The organism is Rhodovulum marinum (genome assembly GCF_004343075.1).
In the GTDB taxonomy this organism is placed as follows: Bacteria; Pseudomonadota; Alphaproteobacteria; order Rhodobacterales; family Rhodobacteraceae; genus Rhodovulum; species Rhodovulum marinum.
On record NZ_SLXP01000007.1, the window covers coordinates 26,113 to 40,728 of the forward strand.

At 67.2% G+C, this 14,616-nt stretch carries 19 protein-coding genes; 18 read left to right on the forward strand and 1 reads right to left on the reverse strand.

Translation table 11 applies throughout. The annotated features are described in order from the left end of the window. Positions 1 to 87: 87 nt before the first annotated feature. From EV662_RS11530 to EV662_RS11590, 14 genes are all read left to right on the forward strand, one after another. Positions 88 to 681 (forward strand): FMN-dependent NADH-azoreductase, encoded by a 594-nt coding sequence (locus EV662_RS11530; RefSeq protein ID WP_132462391.1) that lies wholly within the window; start codon positions 88 to 90, stop codon positions 679 to 681. Positions 682 to 931: 250 nt separating this feature from the next. Then, on the forward strand, positions 932 to 2,425 hold the full coding sequence (gene ffh / locus EV662_RS11535) for a signal recognition particle protein (protein WP_132462393.1): 1,494 nt from the start codon (positions 932 to 934) through the stop codon (positions 2,423 to 2,425). Continuing rightward, positions 2,422 to 2,979 (forward strand): GNAT family N-acetyltransferase, encoded by a 558-nt coding sequence (locus EV662_RS11540; protein WP_243695832.1) that lies wholly within the window; start codon positions 2,422 to 2,424, stop codon positions 2,977 to 2,979. The genes ffh and EV662_RS11540 overlap by 4 nt, the downstream gene beginning before the upstream one ends. Next, on the forward strand, positions 2,979 to 3,584 hold the full coding sequence (locus EV662_RS11545; RefSeq protein ID WP_132462395.1) for a GNAT family N-acetyltransferase: 606 nt from the start codon (positions 2,979 to 2,981) through the stop codon (positions 3,582 to 3,584). Before EV662_RS11540 ends, EV662_RS11545 begins: the two co-directional genes overlap by 1 nt. Further along, positions 3,577 to 3,873, forward strand: a complete 297-nt coding sequence (locus tag EV662_RS11550; RefSeq protein WP_132462397.1) for a chorismate mutase — start codon at positions 3,577 to 3,579, stop codon at positions 3,871 to 3,873. The genes EV662_RS11545 and EV662_RS11550 overlap by 8 nt, the downstream gene beginning before the upstream one ends. A gap of 41 nt (positions 3,874 to 3,914) precedes the next feature. Continuing rightward, positions 3,915 to 4,280 carry a 30S ribosomal protein S16 gene (rpsP, locus tag EV662_RS11555; RefSeq protein ID WP_132462399.1) on the forward strand — a complete coding sequence of 122 codons (366 nt, stop codon included), beginning with the start codon at positions 3,915 to 3,917 and terminating at the stop codon, positions 4,278 to 4,280. Between the two features lie 18 nt (positions 4,281 to 4,298). Beyond that, positions 4,299 to 4,442 (forward strand): hypothetical protein, encoded by a 144-nt coding sequence (locus EV662_RS19550; RefSeq protein WP_165915583.1) that lies wholly within the window; start codon positions 4,299 to 4,301, stop codon positions 4,440 to 4,442. Between the two features lie 7 nt (positions 4,443 to 4,449). Continuing rightward, a complete protein-coding gene (gene rimM / locus EV662_RS11560; protein ID WP_132462401.1) occupies positions 4,450 to 4,959 on the forward strand; it encodes a ribosome maturation factor RimM in 510 nt (169 codons plus the stop codon). Positions 4,960 to 4,987: 28 nt separating this feature from the next. Further along, on the forward strand, positions 4,988 to 5,335 hold the full coding sequence (locus EV662_RS11565) for a hypothetical protein (RefSeq protein WP_132462403.1): 348 nt from the start codon (positions 4,988 to 4,990) through the stop codon (positions 5,333 to 5,335). A 38-nt stretch (positions 5,336 to 5,373) separates the two neighbouring features. After that, positions 5,374 to 6,219 carry a tRNA (guanosine(37)-N1)-methyltransferase TrmD gene (gene trmD, locus EV662_RS11570; protein WP_132462404.1) on the forward strand — a complete coding sequence of 282 codons (846 nt, stop codon included), beginning with the start codon at positions 5,374 to 5,376 and terminating at the stop codon, positions 6,217 to 6,219. Between the two features lie 52 nt (positions 6,220 to 6,271). Beyond that, positions 6,272 to 6,649, forward strand: a complete 378-nt coding sequence (rplS, locus tag EV662_RS11575) for a 50S ribosomal protein L19 (protein ID WP_132462406.1) — start codon at positions 6,272 to 6,274, stop codon at positions 6,647 to 6,649. An 11-nt stretch (positions 6,650 to 6,660) separates the two neighbouring features. Further along, positions 6,661 to 6,882 (forward strand): 50S ribosomal protein L31, encoded by a 222-nt coding sequence (gene rpmE, locus EV662_RS11580; protein WP_132462408.1) that lies wholly within the window; start codon positions 6,661 to 6,663, stop codon positions 6,880 to 6,882. A 134-nt stretch (positions 6,883 to 7,016) separates the two neighbouring features. Continuing rightward, positions 7,017 to 7,487 carry a CZB domain-containing protein gene (locus EV662_RS11585; protein WP_132462410.1) on the forward strand — a complete coding sequence of 157 codons (471 nt, stop codon included), beginning with the start codon at positions 7,017 to 7,019 and terminating at the stop codon, positions 7,485 to 7,487. A 150-nt stretch (positions 7,488 to 7,637) separates the two neighbouring features. Beyond that, positions 7,638 to 8,447: a division plane positioning ATPase MipZ gene (locus EV662_RS11590; protein WP_132462412.1), complete on the forward strand. Its 810-nt coding sequence runs from the start codon at positions 7,638 to 7,640 to the stop codon at positions 8,445 to 8,447. A 105-nt stretch (positions 8,448 to 8,552) separates the two neighbouring features. Here the strand turns inward: EV662_RS11590 and EV662_RS11595 are convergent, their stop codons facing one another. Next, positions 8,553 to 9,497, reverse strand: coding sequence for a LysR family transcriptional regulator (locus EV662_RS11595; RefSeq protein WP_132462414.1), 945 nt, complete (start codon positions 9,495 to 9,497; stop codon positions 8,553 to 8,555). 129 nt (positions 9,498 to 9,626) lie between these two features. On the opposite strand from EV662_RS11595, the gene EV662_RS11600 reads away from it, so the two are divergent. From EV662_RS11600 to EV662_RS11615, 4 genes are read left to right on the forward strand one after another with little or no spacing between them, the layout of a single operon-like run. After that, positions 9,627 to 11,045: a form I ribulose bisphosphate carboxylase large subunit gene (locus EV662_RS11600; protein ID WP_132462416.1), complete on the forward strand. Its 1,419-nt coding sequence runs from the start codon at positions 9,627 to 9,629 to the stop codon at positions 11,043 to 11,045. 20 nt (positions 11,046 to 11,065) lie between these two features. Beyond that, positions 11,066 to 11,419: a ribulose bisphosphate carboxylase small subunit gene (locus tag EV662_RS11605; protein WP_132462418.1), complete on the forward strand. Its 354-nt coding sequence runs from the start codon at positions 11,066 to 11,068 to the stop codon at positions 11,417 to 11,419. A gap of 55 nt (positions 11,420 to 11,474) precedes the next feature. After that, positions 11,475 to 12,278: a CbbQ/NirQ/NorQ/GpvN family protein gene (locus tag EV662_RS11610; protein WP_132462420.1), complete on the forward strand. Its 804-nt coding sequence runs from the start codon at positions 11,475 to 11,477 to the stop codon at positions 12,276 to 12,278. A gap of 3 nt (positions 12,279 to 12,281) precedes the next feature. Beyond that, the gene (locus EV662_RS11615) at positions 12,282 to 14,573 is read left to right on the forward strand and encodes a nitric oxide reductase activation protein NorD (RefSeq protein ID WP_132462422.1); all 2,292 of its coding nucleotides are present in this window, start codon (positions 12,282 to 12,284) and stop codon (positions 14,571 to 14,573) included. Positions 14,574 to 14,616: the final 43 nt, after the last annotated feature.

Consider the following 14,616-nt stretch of genomic DNA (forward strand, 5'->3'; position numbering starts at 1 on the left):
CACAGTTCATGTTGATTTTGGGAAATTGTGTTCGCTCACGCAAGAACCATCTTTCGCACACGTCACCCCGAACCACGGAGATTCCCCATGCCGCACACCATCCTGCGCATCGACAGTTCGGCCCGGATCGACGGGTCGGTCTCGCGCGAACTGACCGACCGCATCGTCGCCCGCCTTGCCGACGCCGAGACCTGCATCGTCACCCGCGACCTGTCGGGCGGGCTGCCGCTGTTGAACGCCGCGTGGATCGGCGCCAATTTTACGCCCGAGACCGACCGGACCGAGGCGCAGCACGCAGAACTCGCCTTGTCGGACGAGTTGATCGCCGAGTTGCGCGACGCCGACACGGTGGTGATCGGCCTGCCGGTCTATAATTTCGGCCTGCCCGCCGCGCTGAAGGCCTGGGTCGACTTGGTGGCGCGGGCCGGGGTCACCTTCCGCTATACCGAGGCTGGGCCCAAGGGCTTGCTGGGCGGCAAGCGGGTGATCGTGGCGCTGGCGTCGGGCGGGACGGGGATGGGGTCCGAGATCGACTTCGCCACGCCCTATCTGCGCCATGTGCTGGGTTTCCTGGGCATCACCGACGTGACCTTCGTGGGCGCCGACAGGCTGGCGCTGGATGCCGAGGGGGCGCTGGCGGCCGCGCACCGGGCGGTGGACGCCCTGCCCCGCGCCGCCTGACCGGCCGGCCTGCCCGCCCCCACGGGCAGGCCGCGCTTGACTCCGGCGCCCATCCGTGGCTTAAGCCGCGCCGATATCCGGAAAGGTGCAGACCCTTCCGGTCCCGGGACCATATCCGGGATCGCCCCCCGTCAGCGCGGTTGCGCCCACGGGGGCAAATCGCGTTTGGCGCATCGCGTCACGCTGACAAATCAGGCGTCCCCACCCACATTCGGGGGCAAGGTGCAACGGTCGACGGAGGGCCCCGCCCATGTTCGAAAGTCTTTCAGATCGCCTTTCCGGCGTCTTCGACCGGCTGACCAAGCAGGGGGCGCTGAGCGAGGACGACGTCAAGACGGCGCTGCGCGAGGTGCGCGTGGCGCTGCTGGAGGCGGACGTCTCGTTGCCGGTGGCGCGCAGCTTCGTCAAGTCGGTGCAGGACAAGGCGACCGGCCAGGAGGTGACGAAATCGGTCACGCCGGGCCAGCAGGTCGTCAAGATCGTCCATGACGAACTGGTCAAGGTGCTGACCGGCGAGGGCGAGCCGGGGTATCTGAAAATCGACAACCCGCCCGCGCCGATCCTGATGGTCGGCCTTCAGGGCGGCGGCAAGACCACCACCACCGCCAAGCTGGCGAAACGCCTGAAAGAGGTGAACGGCAAGCGGGTTCTGATGGCGTCCCTCGACGTGAACCGCCCGGCCGCCATGGAACAGCTGGCGATCCTGGGCCGGCAGATCGGGGTCGACACCCTGCCCATCGTGCCGGGGCAGAAGCCCGTCGATATCGCCAAGCGGGCCAAGCAGCAGGCGGCGATGGGCGGCTATGACGTCTACATGCTGGACACCGCGGGGCGCCTGTCGATCGACGAGGCGCTGATGGCCGAGGTCGAGGCGGTGCGCGACGTCGCCAACCCGCGCGAGACCCTGCTGGTGGTCGACGGCCTGACCGGCCAGGACGCGGTCAACACCGCCGAGAATTTCGACGAGCGTATCGGCATCACCGGCGTGATCCTGACCCGGATGGACGGCGACGGGCGCGGCGGTGCGGCCCTGTCGATGCGCGCGGTGACCGGCAAGCCGATCAAGTATGTGGGCCTCGGCGAAAAGCTGGACGCGATCGAGGAGTTCCACCCCGAACGCATCGCGGGCCGCATCCTTGGGATGGGCGACATCGTTTCGCTGGTGGAAAAGGCCCAGGCCACCATCGAGGCCGAACAGGCCGAGCGGATGATGAAGCGGTTCCAGAAGGGTCAGTTCAACATGAACGACCTGAAGATGCAGCTGGAACAGATGCTGAAGATGGGCGGGATGGAAGGCATCATGGGCATGATGCCCGGCATGGGCAAGATGTCCAAGCAGATGGAAGAGGCGGGCTTTGACGATTCGATCCTGCGCCGCCAGATCGCGCTGATCAATTCCATGACCAAAAAGGAACGCGCCAACCCGCAACTTCTGCAGGCCAGCCGCAAGAAGCGGATCGCGGCGGGCGCCGGGCTGGACGTGCCGGAACTGAACAAGCTTTTGAAGATGCATCGGCAGATGTCGGACATGATGAAGAAGCTGGGCAAGAAGGGCGGCCGGGCGCTGTTGAAAAAGGCGATGGGCGGCATGTTCGGCGGCAAGGGCGGCCTGCCCGCCGACATGGCCGGCATGGATCCCAAGGCGCTGGAAGAGGCCGCGCGCCGGATGGGCGGCGGCATGCCCGGCATGGGCGGCGGGATGGACCTGCCCCCGGGCCTGAGCGGACTTGGCAAGAAGAAGTGACGGCGACGGCCCGCATACCCGATCCGGCGACTGCCGCGATCACGATCCCGGCGCTGGACACCGGGCGGCTGGTGCTGCGGGCCCCGTGCGCGGCCGACGTGCCGGTGCTGCGCGCGTTCTATGCCTCGGACCGGTCGCGTTTCGTGGGCGGGCCGAAATCGGCCGAGGACAGCTGGCGGCAACTGGCCACCGAGATCGGGCATTGGGCGCTGCGCGGCTATGGCCGCTGGATCGTCGAGGAAAAGGCGACCGGCCGGGCCGCGGGCCTTGTCGGGCTGTGGAACCCGGACGGCTGGCCGGAACCGGAAATCGGCTGGGACCTGTTCGAGGGCTTCGAGGGCAAGGGCTATGCCACCGAGGCCGCGGCGGCGGCGCGCGACCATGCCTATGGCGTGCTGGGCTGGCCCACCGCGATCAGCCTGGTCAACCCCGCCAACACCGCCTCGGCCCGGGTGGCCGAACGGCTGGGCGCCACGCCCGAAAAGACGGTCGAACTTGCCCGGTTCGGCACCGTCATCATCTACCGCCACCCCGGCCCCGCGGGGGTGCGGTGATGGCCCATAGCGCGATCCCCGTCATCGAAACGGACCGGCTGGTGCTGAAGGGCCCCGCGCCCGAGGACTATCCGAATTTCGAGGCGACCTTCACCAGCTACCGCGCGCGGTTCATGGGCGGGCCGCTGTCCGAATACGAAAGCTGGATGCTGTATGCCGCCGAGATCGGGCATTGGCAGATCCACGGCTTCGGCATGTGGATGATCCACGACCGCGACACCGATGCAACCTGCGGGATGGCCGGCGGCTGGTATCCCAAGGGCTGGCCCGAACGCGAAATCGCCTGGGTGATCTGGCCCCGCGTCGAGGGCCGCGGCATCGCGCTGGAGGCGGTGCACGCCGTGCGCGGCTGGCTGTACGACCGGATGGGCTGGGACACGGCGGTGACCTATGTGGACCCCAAGAACGTCAGTTCCGTCCGGCTGTGCGAACGGCTGGGCGCAGAGATCGACGAGGCGGCCCCGACCATCGACAGCCATGACGTGGCCTATCGGCACCCCTCTCCCGCGCGGCTGCGATCCAGCCAGCTGACCGATGGGATCCTCATGGAAATCCGATGCTATCGCGATCCCGTTTTCCGCACGAAAGGAGTGCCCCTTGACTGACGACGCCACCCGCGCCGCCGAGGTTTTGGCCGAGCACCGCGCCAGCATCGACCGGCTGGACGCGATCCTTGTCTACACGCTGGGCGAGCGGTTCAAGCACACCCAGGCGGTGGGCCGGCTCAAGGCGCTGCACGGGCTGCCGCCCTCGGACCCCGCGCGCGAGGAAAACCAGATCGCCCGGCTCGAGGCATTGGCCCTGGAGGCCGATCTCGACCCGGAATTCGCCAAGAAATTCCTGGCCTTCATCATCCAGGAAGTCATCCGTCACCATATCGAACACCAGAAATAGGCGGGCCTTCCGCCGAACGCCAAAAACAGGAGAAACTGACCATGGCACTGAAACTTCGTCTCGCCCGCGGCGGCTCGAAAAAGCGTCCCTTCTACCGCATCGTGGTGGCCGACAGCCGCATGCCCCGCGACGGCCGCTTCATCGAGAAGCTGGGCACCTACAACCCGCTGCTGGCCAAGGACAGCGAGGACCGCATCAAGATGGACCTCGACCGGGTGAAGCACTGGGTCGCCCAGGGCGCCCAGCCGACCGACCGCGTCGCCCGCATGCTGGAAGCGGCCGGCGTGCTGGCCAAGAAAGAGCGCGCCAACCCCAAGAAGGGCGAGCCCGGCGCCAAGGCCAAGGAGCGTGCCGAGGAGAAGGCCGCGAAGGCCGCCGCCCCCGCCGAGGAAGCATCGGCCGAGTGATCGGCCGGCGCCCCGCCCATGCTGCGGCTTTTCGCGATCCTGTTCCTGTTCGGCGGCGTCTGGCTCGGGATGAAGCTCGAGCGGTCGATCCTTGCGGATCGGTGCCGGGATGCCGGCGGGCAGGTGGATCCGCGGGGCCTGTGCATCGGGGCCACGCGATGAGGCGCGCATGAGCGAGACACGGGTCTGTGTCGGGGCGATCGCCGGGGCCTTCGGGGTTCGGGGCGAGGTGCGGCTGAAAAGCTTTTGCGCCGACCCCACGGCGATCGCCGATTACGCGCCGCTGTTCACCGAGGACGGCGCGCGGTCTTTCGACGTCACGCTGACCCGCCCTGTGAAGGGCGGGTTCGCCGCGCGCCTGTCGGGCGTCGCCACCAAGGAACAGGCCGACGCGCTGCGCGGCACCCAGCTTTATGCCGACCGTGCCGTGCTGCCCTCGCTGCCCGAGGACGAGTATTACCACGCCGACCTGATCGGTCTGGAGGTGCTGGACACCGGCGGCACGGTGCTGGGCCGGGTCCGCAGCGTGCAGGACCACGGCGCGGGCGCGTTGCTGGAAATCCACGGTCCGGGGCTGTCCTCGACCGTGTTGCTGCCCTTTACCAATGCCTGCGTGCCGACCGTCGATCTTGCGGCCGGGCGCCTCATTGCGGACCCGCCCGAAGGGCTGTTTCCCTGAGCCGCGGAAAACAGGAACGAGAACCGTCATGTCCACTCCGAACATCTTCTACGCGATCATCCTGCTGGGCGCCTTCCTGGCCGGGCAATCCCAGAACCCGGCCTGGGTCATCCTGATCATCGCCGCGCTGGCCAGCGTGGCGCGCATCGCCGACCCCGAGACCCGCGCGGCCAACGCCGCGCAGGGCAAGTCGCTGGCCAAGGCGCTGCCGATGCTGGTCATCAACCAGATCATCTGGGTGAACCTTGCCTTCCTGATCGGCTTCGGCATCGTCTGGGCCTTCGGCGCGCCGCTGGTCGCGCTGCCGCTGTGGCTGCCGCTGGTCGTGTCGGCGCTGGGGCTGGGCGGGTTCCTGGCGCTGTCGCTGAAGGGCTGAGGCTTTCGCCTTTCGCCGCTTCCGGCCGGAGACCGCCCATGACGGACACGCCCAAGGCCCCCGGGCCCCGCTCGCACGGGCGGCTCTCGATCTCGGCGAGCCTGCAGCCCCGCGACCTGATGGACGGCCGCCCGCGCCTGAAAGGCGCGTGGACGGCGCGGGTCGTGACCCTGTTCCCCGAGGCGTTCCCGGGCGTTCTGGGCCTGTCGCTGACGGGTCGCGCGCTGGACCTTGGGCTTTGGGCGCTGGAAACCATCGACCTGCGCCCCTTTGGCGAGGGCAAGCACCGCAATGTCGACGACACGCCGGCGGGGGGCGGTGCGGGCATGGTACTGCGCCCCGACGTGATGGGCGCCGCGCTCGACCAGGCGGCGATCGGCACGCCCGGCGACCGCGCCCGCTGGCCGGTGGTCTACCTGTCGCCCCGGGGCGCGCCGTTCACGCAAGCGATGGCCCACCGGTTCGCGCAGGCCGACGGGATCACCCTGATCTGCGGCCGGTTCGAGGGGCTGGACGAACGCGTGATCGAGGAATACGCCGTCGAAGAGGTATCTTTGGGCGATTTCGTCCTGACGGGCGGCGAGATCGCCGCACAGGCCTTGATCGACGCAAGCGTCCGCCTTATACCCCGCGTACTCGGGAATCAGGCATCCACCGAGGAGGAATCCTTTTCCGAGGGCCTGCTTGAACATCCGCAGTACACACGGCCCGCCGTCTGGAAAGGCCGCGCGATTCCCGACATTCTCCTGTCGGGCCATCACGCGAAGATCGCCGACTGGCGCCGGGCCATGGCCGAAAGGCTGACCAAGGAACGCCGCCCTGACCTCTGGCGGGCTTACCGTGAGCGTCACGGTAGGGACCCGGACGGAGACCAAGAGCTCTGAGGGTTGCATCACCTTCGCGGAACGAACCGCGAGCAGAGATGGAGACGATGCGATGGACCTGATCGCAAAGCTCGAGGCGGAACAGATCGCCGCCCTCGACAAGAAAATTCCGGATTTCAAGCCGGGCGACACGATCCGCGTGGGTTACAAGGTGACCGAGGGCACCCGCACCCGCGTGCAGAACTATGAAGGCGTGTGCATCGCCCGCAAGAACGGCAGCGGCATCGCCGGAAGCTTTACCGTCCGCAAGATCTCGTTCGGCGAGGGTGTGGAGCGGGTGTTCCCGCTGTACTCCACCAATATCGACTCGATCGAGGTCGTGCGCCGTGGCCGCGTGCGCCGCGCCAAGCTCTACTACCTGCGCTCGCGCCGGGGCAAATCGGCCCGGATCGCCGAGGACAGCACCTACAAGCCCAAGGCCGAGGCGTAAGGAGAGGGTCCATGAAAAAAGAAATCCATCCCGACTACCACCTGATCGACGTCAAGCTGACCGACGGCACGGTGGTGCAGATGAAATCGACCTATGGCAACGAAGGCGACACCCTTGCGCTGGACATCGACCCGTCGGTGCACCCGGCCTGGACGGGCGGCAGCTCGCGCCTGATGGACACCGGCGGCCGCGTGTCGAAGTTCAAGAAGAAATACGAGGGCCTGGGGTTCTGAACCCCGCCCGATTCGCCTACGGACACGCCGCCCCCCCGGGGCGGCGTTTTCGTTGCGGGCCGGCGTTAAGGCGGCGTTCACCTCTGGCGGAGATAGTCATCCCGGGGGCATTTGCATCACCGGAGGCAAGACGCATGACCGACTGGGACGCCCTGATCCCGGGCATCGACGCCGCGCTCAAGAAACACATGGCCTGGAAATCCGCATTGCTGAGCGCGCTGCATTCCGGCACGTCCGAGATGTCGCCCTACGAGGCCGCCTGCGACCATGCCTGTGACTTCGGGCGCTGGTTCCACGGCCCCGATATCCCCGATGCCGTGCGCATCCTGCCGATTTACCGAAGGGTCGCGCAGCTGCACGCCGAATTCCACGCCAATGCCGCAAAGGTGCTGCTGCACGCCACCGGCGGGCGCAAGACCGAGGCGCGCGAGGTGCTGAACGGCCCGTTCGAGGCGGCCTCGGCCGCGTTGATGCGGGCGCTTCAGGACTGGAAGCATGACCTGTCCACCGCCCCGCGCACCGGTGCCGCGCTGTCACCGGCCGCCCCGCCGGTTGCAGCCGCCCCCGCGGCCCCGGCAATGCCACCGGGCCACCCGCCGGTCTGACCGCCCCGCCCCGGCGCGGCTTTCCCGCGACACGCACGCCACGGGTGACACCTTGCCCTCAACTCCGGCTTTGACTACGGGTCGCCACAACATATGGTGGTTGGCGACTCTGCCTCCCACAGGCCAACAGATCGCAGGGGGACATCGGACGTGGCGCATATCATCGTCGTCGGCAACGAAAAGGGGGGTGCCGGCAAATCCACCGTGTCCATGCATGTCGCCACCGCGCTGGCGCGGCTGGGCCACCGGGTCGGCGCGCTGGACCTCGACCTGCGCCAGCGCAGCTTCGGCCGCTACATGGAAAACCGCCGCGCCTATCTCGACCGCGAAGGCATCGACCTGCCGATGCCCGATTACCGCGAGTTGCCCGACATCGCGCCCGACCAGCTGGAACCGGGCGAGAACATCCACGACCGCCGCATCGCCGAGGCCATCGCCGGGATGGAACAGCAGAAGGACTTCATCCTGATCGACTGTCCCGGCTCGCATACCCGTCTCAGCCAGGTCGCGCACACGCTGGCCGACACGCTGATCACGCCGCTCAACGACAGCTTCATCGATTTCGACCTGCTGGCCCGCCACGACGGCGCGACGGGCAAGATCCTCGGCCCGTCGGTCTATTCCGAAATGGTCTGGAGCGCGCGGCAGATGCGCGCCCAGGCCGGGCTGAAACCGATCGACTGGGTGGTGCTGCGAAACCGGCTGGGCGCCCAGCAGATGCACAACAAGCGCAAGATGGGCGAGGCGCTGGAAAACCTGTCGCGCCGCATCGGCTTCCGCGTGGCGCCCGGCTTCTCGGAACGGGTGATCTTCCGCGAACTGTTCCCCAATGGCCTGACGCTGCTGGACCTGCGCGATATCGGCGTGACGGGCATGAACATCTCGAACGTCGCCGCGCGGCAGGAATTGCGCGACCTCATGGTTGCGCTCAAGCTGCCCGGCGTCGAGGTCGCTTTCTGAAAACACCTGCCCGGGACTTTTTCTTGGGCGAAATACCCCGGGGGTCTGGGGGCAGAGCCCCCAGCCGGTCGCCTTGGCGAAGCCAAGGCGAAACCCGGACGCCCCTCACCCGCCCGCCGCCGCCGGCAGGGCGGGCGGCAATTCGGGTCCCGCCTCGACCGCGGTACGGGCCCTGGCCACCAGGTGATCCTGGAACGCCTCGGCCGCCACCGACAGGTGCTTGCCGCGCGGATAGGCCACCTGCCATTGCCGCATCAGGGGAAACCCGGCCAGGTCCAGCACCTTCAGAACCCCGGTCTGCCCCTCCAGCGCCAGCGTATCGCGGGACAGCAACGCCAGCCCCAGCCCGCCGATGACCGCCTGCTTGATGGCCTCGTTCGACCCCAGTTCCATCCGCATCGGCAGCGTCAGCCCGCGCGCACGAAAGAACCGCTCGGCCGCCAGCCGCGTCCCGGATCCCGCTTCGCGCAGGATGAAGGGTTCGCGCGCGATCCGCTCGGGCGCGATGTTCCGCTGCCCGACCAGAGGGTGGTCATAGCGCGCCACCGCCACGATGGGGTTGTCGGCGATGGCGGTGGCGACCACGTCCAGCCCGTCGGGGACAGAGCCCAGCACGCACAGGTCGTCCTCGTTGGCGGCCAGGCGTTCCAGCATCGCTTGCCGGTTGGTCACCGTCAGCGCGACCTCGATGCCGGGGTTCTGCGTGCAGAAATCGCCCAGCAGCCGCGGCATGAAATATTGGGCGGTCGACACGATGGCCAGCTTCAGCCGCCCCTCGCGCAGCCCGCGCATGTCCGCAAGCCGCATCTTCATCCGCTCCAGCCCTTCCAGCGTGTCGCGCGCGCCCTCCAGCACCACGCGGCCCGCATCGGTCAGGAACATCCGCTTGCCGACCCGTTCCATCAGCGCCATGCCCAGCCGTTCCTCCAGCTGCCGGACCTGGGCAAAGACCGCCGGCTGGGTCAGGTTCAGCTCCTCGGCGGCGCGGGTATAGCTTTCGTGCCGGGCCACGGCCTGGAACACGCGGAACTGGCGGATGGTGACGGGCAAATATCATAACCTTTCATCTATTGTGGAAATAAAAACTATTCATTTTTGCATATTGACGCAAGCGGCCATAGTGCCCCCGACCCGACTCGGATCGGGTGGAGGAACGGCACAAATCTCGGAGGAGGCGACATGGCCAAGAAATACGATGCCGGTGTCAAGGAATACCGGTCGACCTATTGGGAACCCGATTACAAGGTGAAGGACAGCGACGTCCTGGCCGTGTTCAAGGTGATCCCGCAGCCCGGCATCGACCGCGAGGAGGCCGCGGCCGCCGTCGCCGCCGAAAGCTCGACCGGCACCTGGACGACGGTCTGGACCGACCTGTTGACCGATCTGGACTATTACAAGGGCCGCGCCTACGCGATCGAGGACGTGCCGGGCAGCGATGACGCGTTCTACGCCTTCATCGCCTACCCGATGGACCTGTTCGAGGAAGGCTCGGTCGTCAACGTCTTCACCTCGCTGGTGGGCAACGTGTTCGGCTTCAAGGCGGTGCGCTCGCTGCGGCTGGAGGACGTGCGCTTCCCGCTTTGGTTCGTGACCACCTGCTTTGGCCCGCCGCACGGCATCAATGTCGAGCGCGACAAGATGGACAAGTATGGCCGCCCGCTTCTGGGCTGCACGATCAAGCCGAAACTGGGCCTGTCGGCCAAGAACTACGGCCGCGCCGTCTATGAATGCCTGCGCGGCGGCCTGGATTTCACCAAGGACGACGAGAACGTCAACTCGCAGCCCTTCATGCGCTGGCGCGACCGCTTCGACTTCTGCCAGGAGGCGATCGAGAAGGCCGAGAAGGAAACCGGCGAGCGCAAGGGTCACTACATGAACGTGACCGCGCCCACCGTGGAAGAGATGTACAAGCGCGCCGAATACGCCAAGGAGATCGGCACGCCGATCATCATGTCGGACTACCTGACGCTGGGCTGGGCGGCGCATAACTCGCTGTCCAAGTGGTGCCGCGACAACGGCATGCTGCTGCACGTGCACCGCGCCATGCACGCCGTGATCGACCGCAACCCGAATCACGGCATCAACTTCCGCGTTCTGACGAAACTGCTGCGCCTTCTGGGCGGCGACCACCTGCATTCGGGCACCGTCGTGGGCAAGCTGGAAGGCGACCGCGAGGCGACGCTGGGCTGGATCGACATCATGCGCGACCGCTACATCAAGGAAGACCGCTCGCGCGGGATCTTCTTCGACCAGGACTGGGGCGGGATGCCGGGCGTGTTCCCGGTGGCCTCGGGCGGCATCCACGTGTGGCACATGCCGGCGCTGGTCTCGATCTTCGGCAACGACTCGGTCCTGCAGTTCGGCGGTGGCACGCTGGGCCATCCCTGGGGCAACGCGGCGGGCGCCGCGGCGAACCGGGTCGCGCTGGAGGCCTGCGTTCAGGCCCGCAACGAGGGCCGCGAGATCGAGAAGGAAGGCAAGGACATCCTGATCAACGCGGCCAAGCACAGCCCCGAACTGAAGATCGCCATGGAGACGTGGAAAGAGATCAAGTTCGAGTTCGACACCGTGGACAAGCTGGACACCCAGCACCGCTAATCGCTTAGGGAGAGAGAAACATGAGCGTTCAGGACTACACATCGCGCCTGTCCGACCCGGCCAGCCGCAAGATGGGCACCTTTTCCTACCTGCCGGAAATGGACGACGCGCAAATCCGCAAGCAGGTGGAATGGATCGTGAAACACGGCTGGAACCCGGCCGTCGAACACACCGAGCCCGAGCATGCCACGTCGAACTACTGGTACATGTGGAAGCTGCCGATGTTCGGCGAAACCGATGTCGACGCCATCCTGGCCGAGATCAAGGCCTGCGCCGAGGCCAATCCCGGCAACCATGTCCGCCTGATCGGGTACAACAACTTTACCCAGAGCCAGGGCGCCAACATGGTGGTCGTCCGCGGCAAGATGGTCTGATGCACCTTGGCCCGCCGCGCCGCACGCGCGGCGGGCCGATCGCAGGGAGGCGAGGATGACGGATGTGATCGAGCAATACCGCGTGACGGGCGAACCCTATTACCGGCCCGTCACCGACGAGGTGGCGATGTTCGAGGCGGCCTATGCCGCCAAGATGCCGGTGATGCTGAAGGGGCCGACGGGCTGCGGCAAGACGCGCTTCGTCGAGCACATGGCCTGGAAGCTGGGCAAGCCGCTGGTGACGGTCGCCTGCAACGAGGACATGACCGCATCCGACATCGTGGGCCGGTTCCTGCTGGATGCGGACGGCACCCGCTGGCAGGACGGGCCGCTGACATTCGCCGCGCGGCACGGCGCGATCTGTTACCTGGACGAAATCGTCGAGGCGCGGCAGGACACCACCGTGGTGATCCACCCGCTGACCGACAACCGGCGCGTCCTTCCCTTGGAAAAGAAAGGGGAAATCCTGCGCGCGCACCCGGATTTCCACCTCGTGATCTCGTACAACCCGGGCTATCAAAGCCTGATGAAGGACCTGAAACAGTCCACCAAGCAGCGCTTTGGCGCGCTGGATTTCAACTATCCCGAACATGCCGTCGAGGTCGAGATCGTGGCCCACGAATCCGGCGTCAACGCCGAGGACGCGGACAAGCTGGTGTCGATCGCCGAACGCGCGCGCAACCTCAAGGGGCACGGGCTGGACGAGGGGATTTCCACCCGGATGCTGATCCATGCGGGCAGCCTGATGGCGCAGGGCATCGCGCCGGTCGCGGCCTGCCAGATGGCGCTGGTGCGGCCGATCACCGACGACCCCGACATGCGCGACGCGCTTGACGCCGCCGTCACGACCTATTTCTGAGCCATGTCGACGCTCGACGAGTTTGCCGAGCTGACCGCCGAGCTGGACGCGGCCCAGCGCGAGGTGCTGGACCAATGCTGGCCCGATGCGGTGCGGGTGCTGTCGCCCCGGGGCCTGGATAACTGGCTGAAGGGGGCGGTGGCGCTGGGTCACATGGGGCGGGGCGATCACATCGTGCGCACCTGGATCGAGGTCGTGCCGGTGCTGGCGCGCGACCTGGGCGAGGATATCGTGCCCGATTTCGCGCAGACGCTTCTGGGCTTTGCCTCGCGCACCTCGGGCGCGGTGATCGAGCGGGTGATCGCGACCGCCCCCACCGCGTCACGCCGGTTGTCGGACCCCGACCTGTTCCTGGCCTACCTGCAGTTGCTGAACCAATTGCTGGCGCAGGCGCCCCGCGGTCTGCGCCCCATGCTGGAACACCTGGAAGAGTTGCTCGACGTCCTCACGCTGGGCGGGTTGCGCCGTTGGGCCAACTGGGGCGCGCAGGCGCATCGCACCGATTTCGAGGAACTGACCCGCTATTTCAGCCTGGAAAGCGCCGAATCACAGGCGATCCTGCAAAAGGAACGCAAGGGAACGCTGTTCGTCGATATCCACCGCCGGATCGGGATGTATCTGAGGGCACTCTGGGGCCGCGATTTCCTGATGCGCCCGACCGCCGGCGATTTCGAATCCCGCGAGGGCGCGCGGCCCTTTATCGCCGATTTCTTCCTGCACCTGCCGGATGCCTATGACGACTGGAACGGCGTGCCGGGGCTGGATCTGTACCGCGCCGCCGCGGCGCATGCCTCGGCCCATGTGGTCGCCACGACCAGGGCGATTCCCGGCGACGAGTTGAACGCGCTGCAACGGGCCTGTGTCGGGCTGATCGAGGATGCGCGGATCGAGGCGCTGGCCATTGCCCGGTTCCCCCGCCTGCGCGACCTGTGGCGGCAGTTCCACGCGCCCACGGGCGACGGGGCGATGGGGGCGCAGTTCGACCGGATCGCCTTGGCGCTGCTGGACCCGGAGTGGGAAACCGACGACCCGGTGGCGGCATGGGCGCGTGGGGCGTTTGCCGGGGCCGACCTGTCGGATGCCGCAATATCGCGCGACCTGGGCCTGCAGCTGGCGCACCAGTTGCGCGACCGCCCCTATTCGGCCTATCGCGACGTGCAGGGCGCGCCCTATCGCGACGACAACCGCTATATCTGGGAATTCGAGGAGATCGACTGGGAGAAGGGCTTTGCCCCCGCGCCGGAACAGGTGCGGAAATACGTCAGCGTCTCGGAAATGGTCAACGAGGTCGAGGTCGAGACCGCGGGCGACGACGCCCAGGAAATCTGGGTCGCCGAACACGAACTGTTCGACGATGACGGTCTGTCCTTCAACGAGAAGGAAGGCAAGGAACCCACCGCGCCCCCCGTCCCCTATGACGAATTCGACTACCAGATCCAGATGGCGCGCCCGGCCTGGGCGACCGTGCTGGAAAAGCGCCCGCGCCTGGGCGACCCGGCCGAGATCGAGACGATCCTGGCCGAGAACCGCAAGCTGACCCAGCGGATGCGGCACCTGCTGGACGCGATGCAGCCCCAGGGCGTGCAGCGCATCCGCAAGCTGGAGGATGGCGACGAGATCGACATCAACGCAGCCCTCGGCGCCATGATCGACATCCGCATGGGCCGCCAGCCCGACCCGCGGGTGATGATGCGGTCGGTCCGCAAGGTGCGCGACATCGCGGTGATGACGCTCCTGGACCTGTCGGAATCGACGAACGACAAGGTCGCCGGGCAGGACCAGACCGTGCTGGACCTGACCAAGGCGGCCACCGTCCTGCTGGCGGAAGCCATCCACAAAGTGGGCGATGCCTTCGCGCTGCACGGGTTCTGTTCCGACGGGCGGCACAACGTGTTCTACCAGCGCTACAAGGATTTCGATCAGCCCTGGAACGAGATGCCCAAGGCACGGCTGGCGGGGATGCAGGGGCAGTTGTCGACGCGCATGGGGGCCGCGATCCGGCATGCGGGGGCGCACCTGTCGCGCGTCGCGGCGGCGAAAAAGCTGATGCTGGTCATCACCGACGGGGCGCCCGCCGATATCGACGTGCGCGACCCGCAATACCTGCGCCAGGACGCCCGCGCCGCGGTGCAGGAGGTCGCCAAGCAGGGCGTGATCCCGTTCTGCCTGACGCTGGACCCGCGCGCCGACAGTTACGTCGCGCAGATCTTCGGGCAGCGGAACTTCTTCATCCTCGACAACGTGGAACGTCTGCCCGAGCGGCTGCCCCAGCTTTATGCCGGGCTGACGCGCTAGCCCCCCTGGAATGAAATCCGCCCCGGCCGTTCGGCCGGGGCGG

What these genes read in the sequence shown, in the direction of transcription:
- EV662_RS11545 (WP_132462395.1), top strand. Translation starts at nt 2,979, where the DNA reads ATGGCCCATAGCGCGATCCCCGTCATCGAAACGGACCGGCTGGTGCTG.
- EV662_RS19550 (WP_165915583.1), top strand. Translation starts at nt 4,299, where the DNA reads ATGCTGCGGCTTTTCGCGATCCTGTTCCTGTTCGGCGGCGTCTGGCTC.
- EV662_RS11530 (WP_132462391.1), top strand. Translation starts at nt 88, where the DNA reads ATGCCGCACACCATCCTGCGCATCGACAGTTCGGCCCGGATCGACGGG.
- EV662_RS11605 (WP_132462418.1), top strand. Translation starts at nt 11,066, where the DNA reads ATGAGCGTTCAGGACTACACATCGCGCCTGTCCGACCCGGCCAGCCGC.
- rplS (WP_132462406.1), top strand. Translation starts at nt 6,272, where the DNA reads ATGGACCTGATCGCAAAGCTCGAGGCGGAACAGATCGCCGCCCTCGAC.
- rpsP (WP_132462399.1), top strand. Translation starts at nt 3,915, where the DNA reads ATGGCACTGAAACTTCGTCTCGCCCGCGGCGGCTCGAAAAAGCGTCCC.
- EV662_RS11565 (WP_132462403.1), top strand. Translation starts at nt 4,988, where the DNA reads ATGTCCACTCCGAACATCTTCTACGCGATCATCCTGCTGGGCGCCTTC.
- rpmE (WP_132462408.1), top strand. Translation starts at nt 6,661, where the DNA reads ATGAAAAAAGAAATCCATCCCGACTACCACCTGATCGACGTCAAGCTG.
- EV662_RS11600 (WP_132462416.1), top strand. Translation starts at nt 9,627, where the DNA reads ATGGCCAAGAAATACGATGCCGGTGTCAAGGAATACCGGTCGACCTAT.
- ffh (WP_132462393.1), top strand. Translation starts at nt 932, where the DNA reads ATGTTCGAAAGTCTTTCAGATCGCCTTTCCGGCGTCTTCGACCGGCTG.
- EV662_RS11615 (WP_132462422.1), top strand. Translation starts at nt 12,282, where the DNA reads ATGTCGACGCTCGACGAGTTTGCCGAGCTGACCGCCGAGCTGGACGCG.
- EV662_RS11585 (WP_132462410.1), top strand. Translation starts at nt 7,017, where the DNA reads ATGACCGACTGGGACGCCCTGATCCCGGGCATCGACGCCGCGCTCAAG.
- EV662_RS11610 (WP_132462420.1), top strand. Translation starts at nt 11,475, where the DNA reads ATGACGGATGTGATCGAGCAATACCGCGTGACGGGCGAACCCTATTAC.
- trmD (WP_132462404.1), top strand. Translation starts at nt 5,374, where the DNA reads ATGACGGACACGCCCAAGGCCCCCGGGCCCCGCTCGCACGGGCGGCTC.
- rimM (WP_132462401.1), top strand. Translation starts at nt 4,450, where the DNA reads ATGAGCGAGACACGGGTCTGTGTCGGGGCGATCGCCGGGGCCTTCGGG.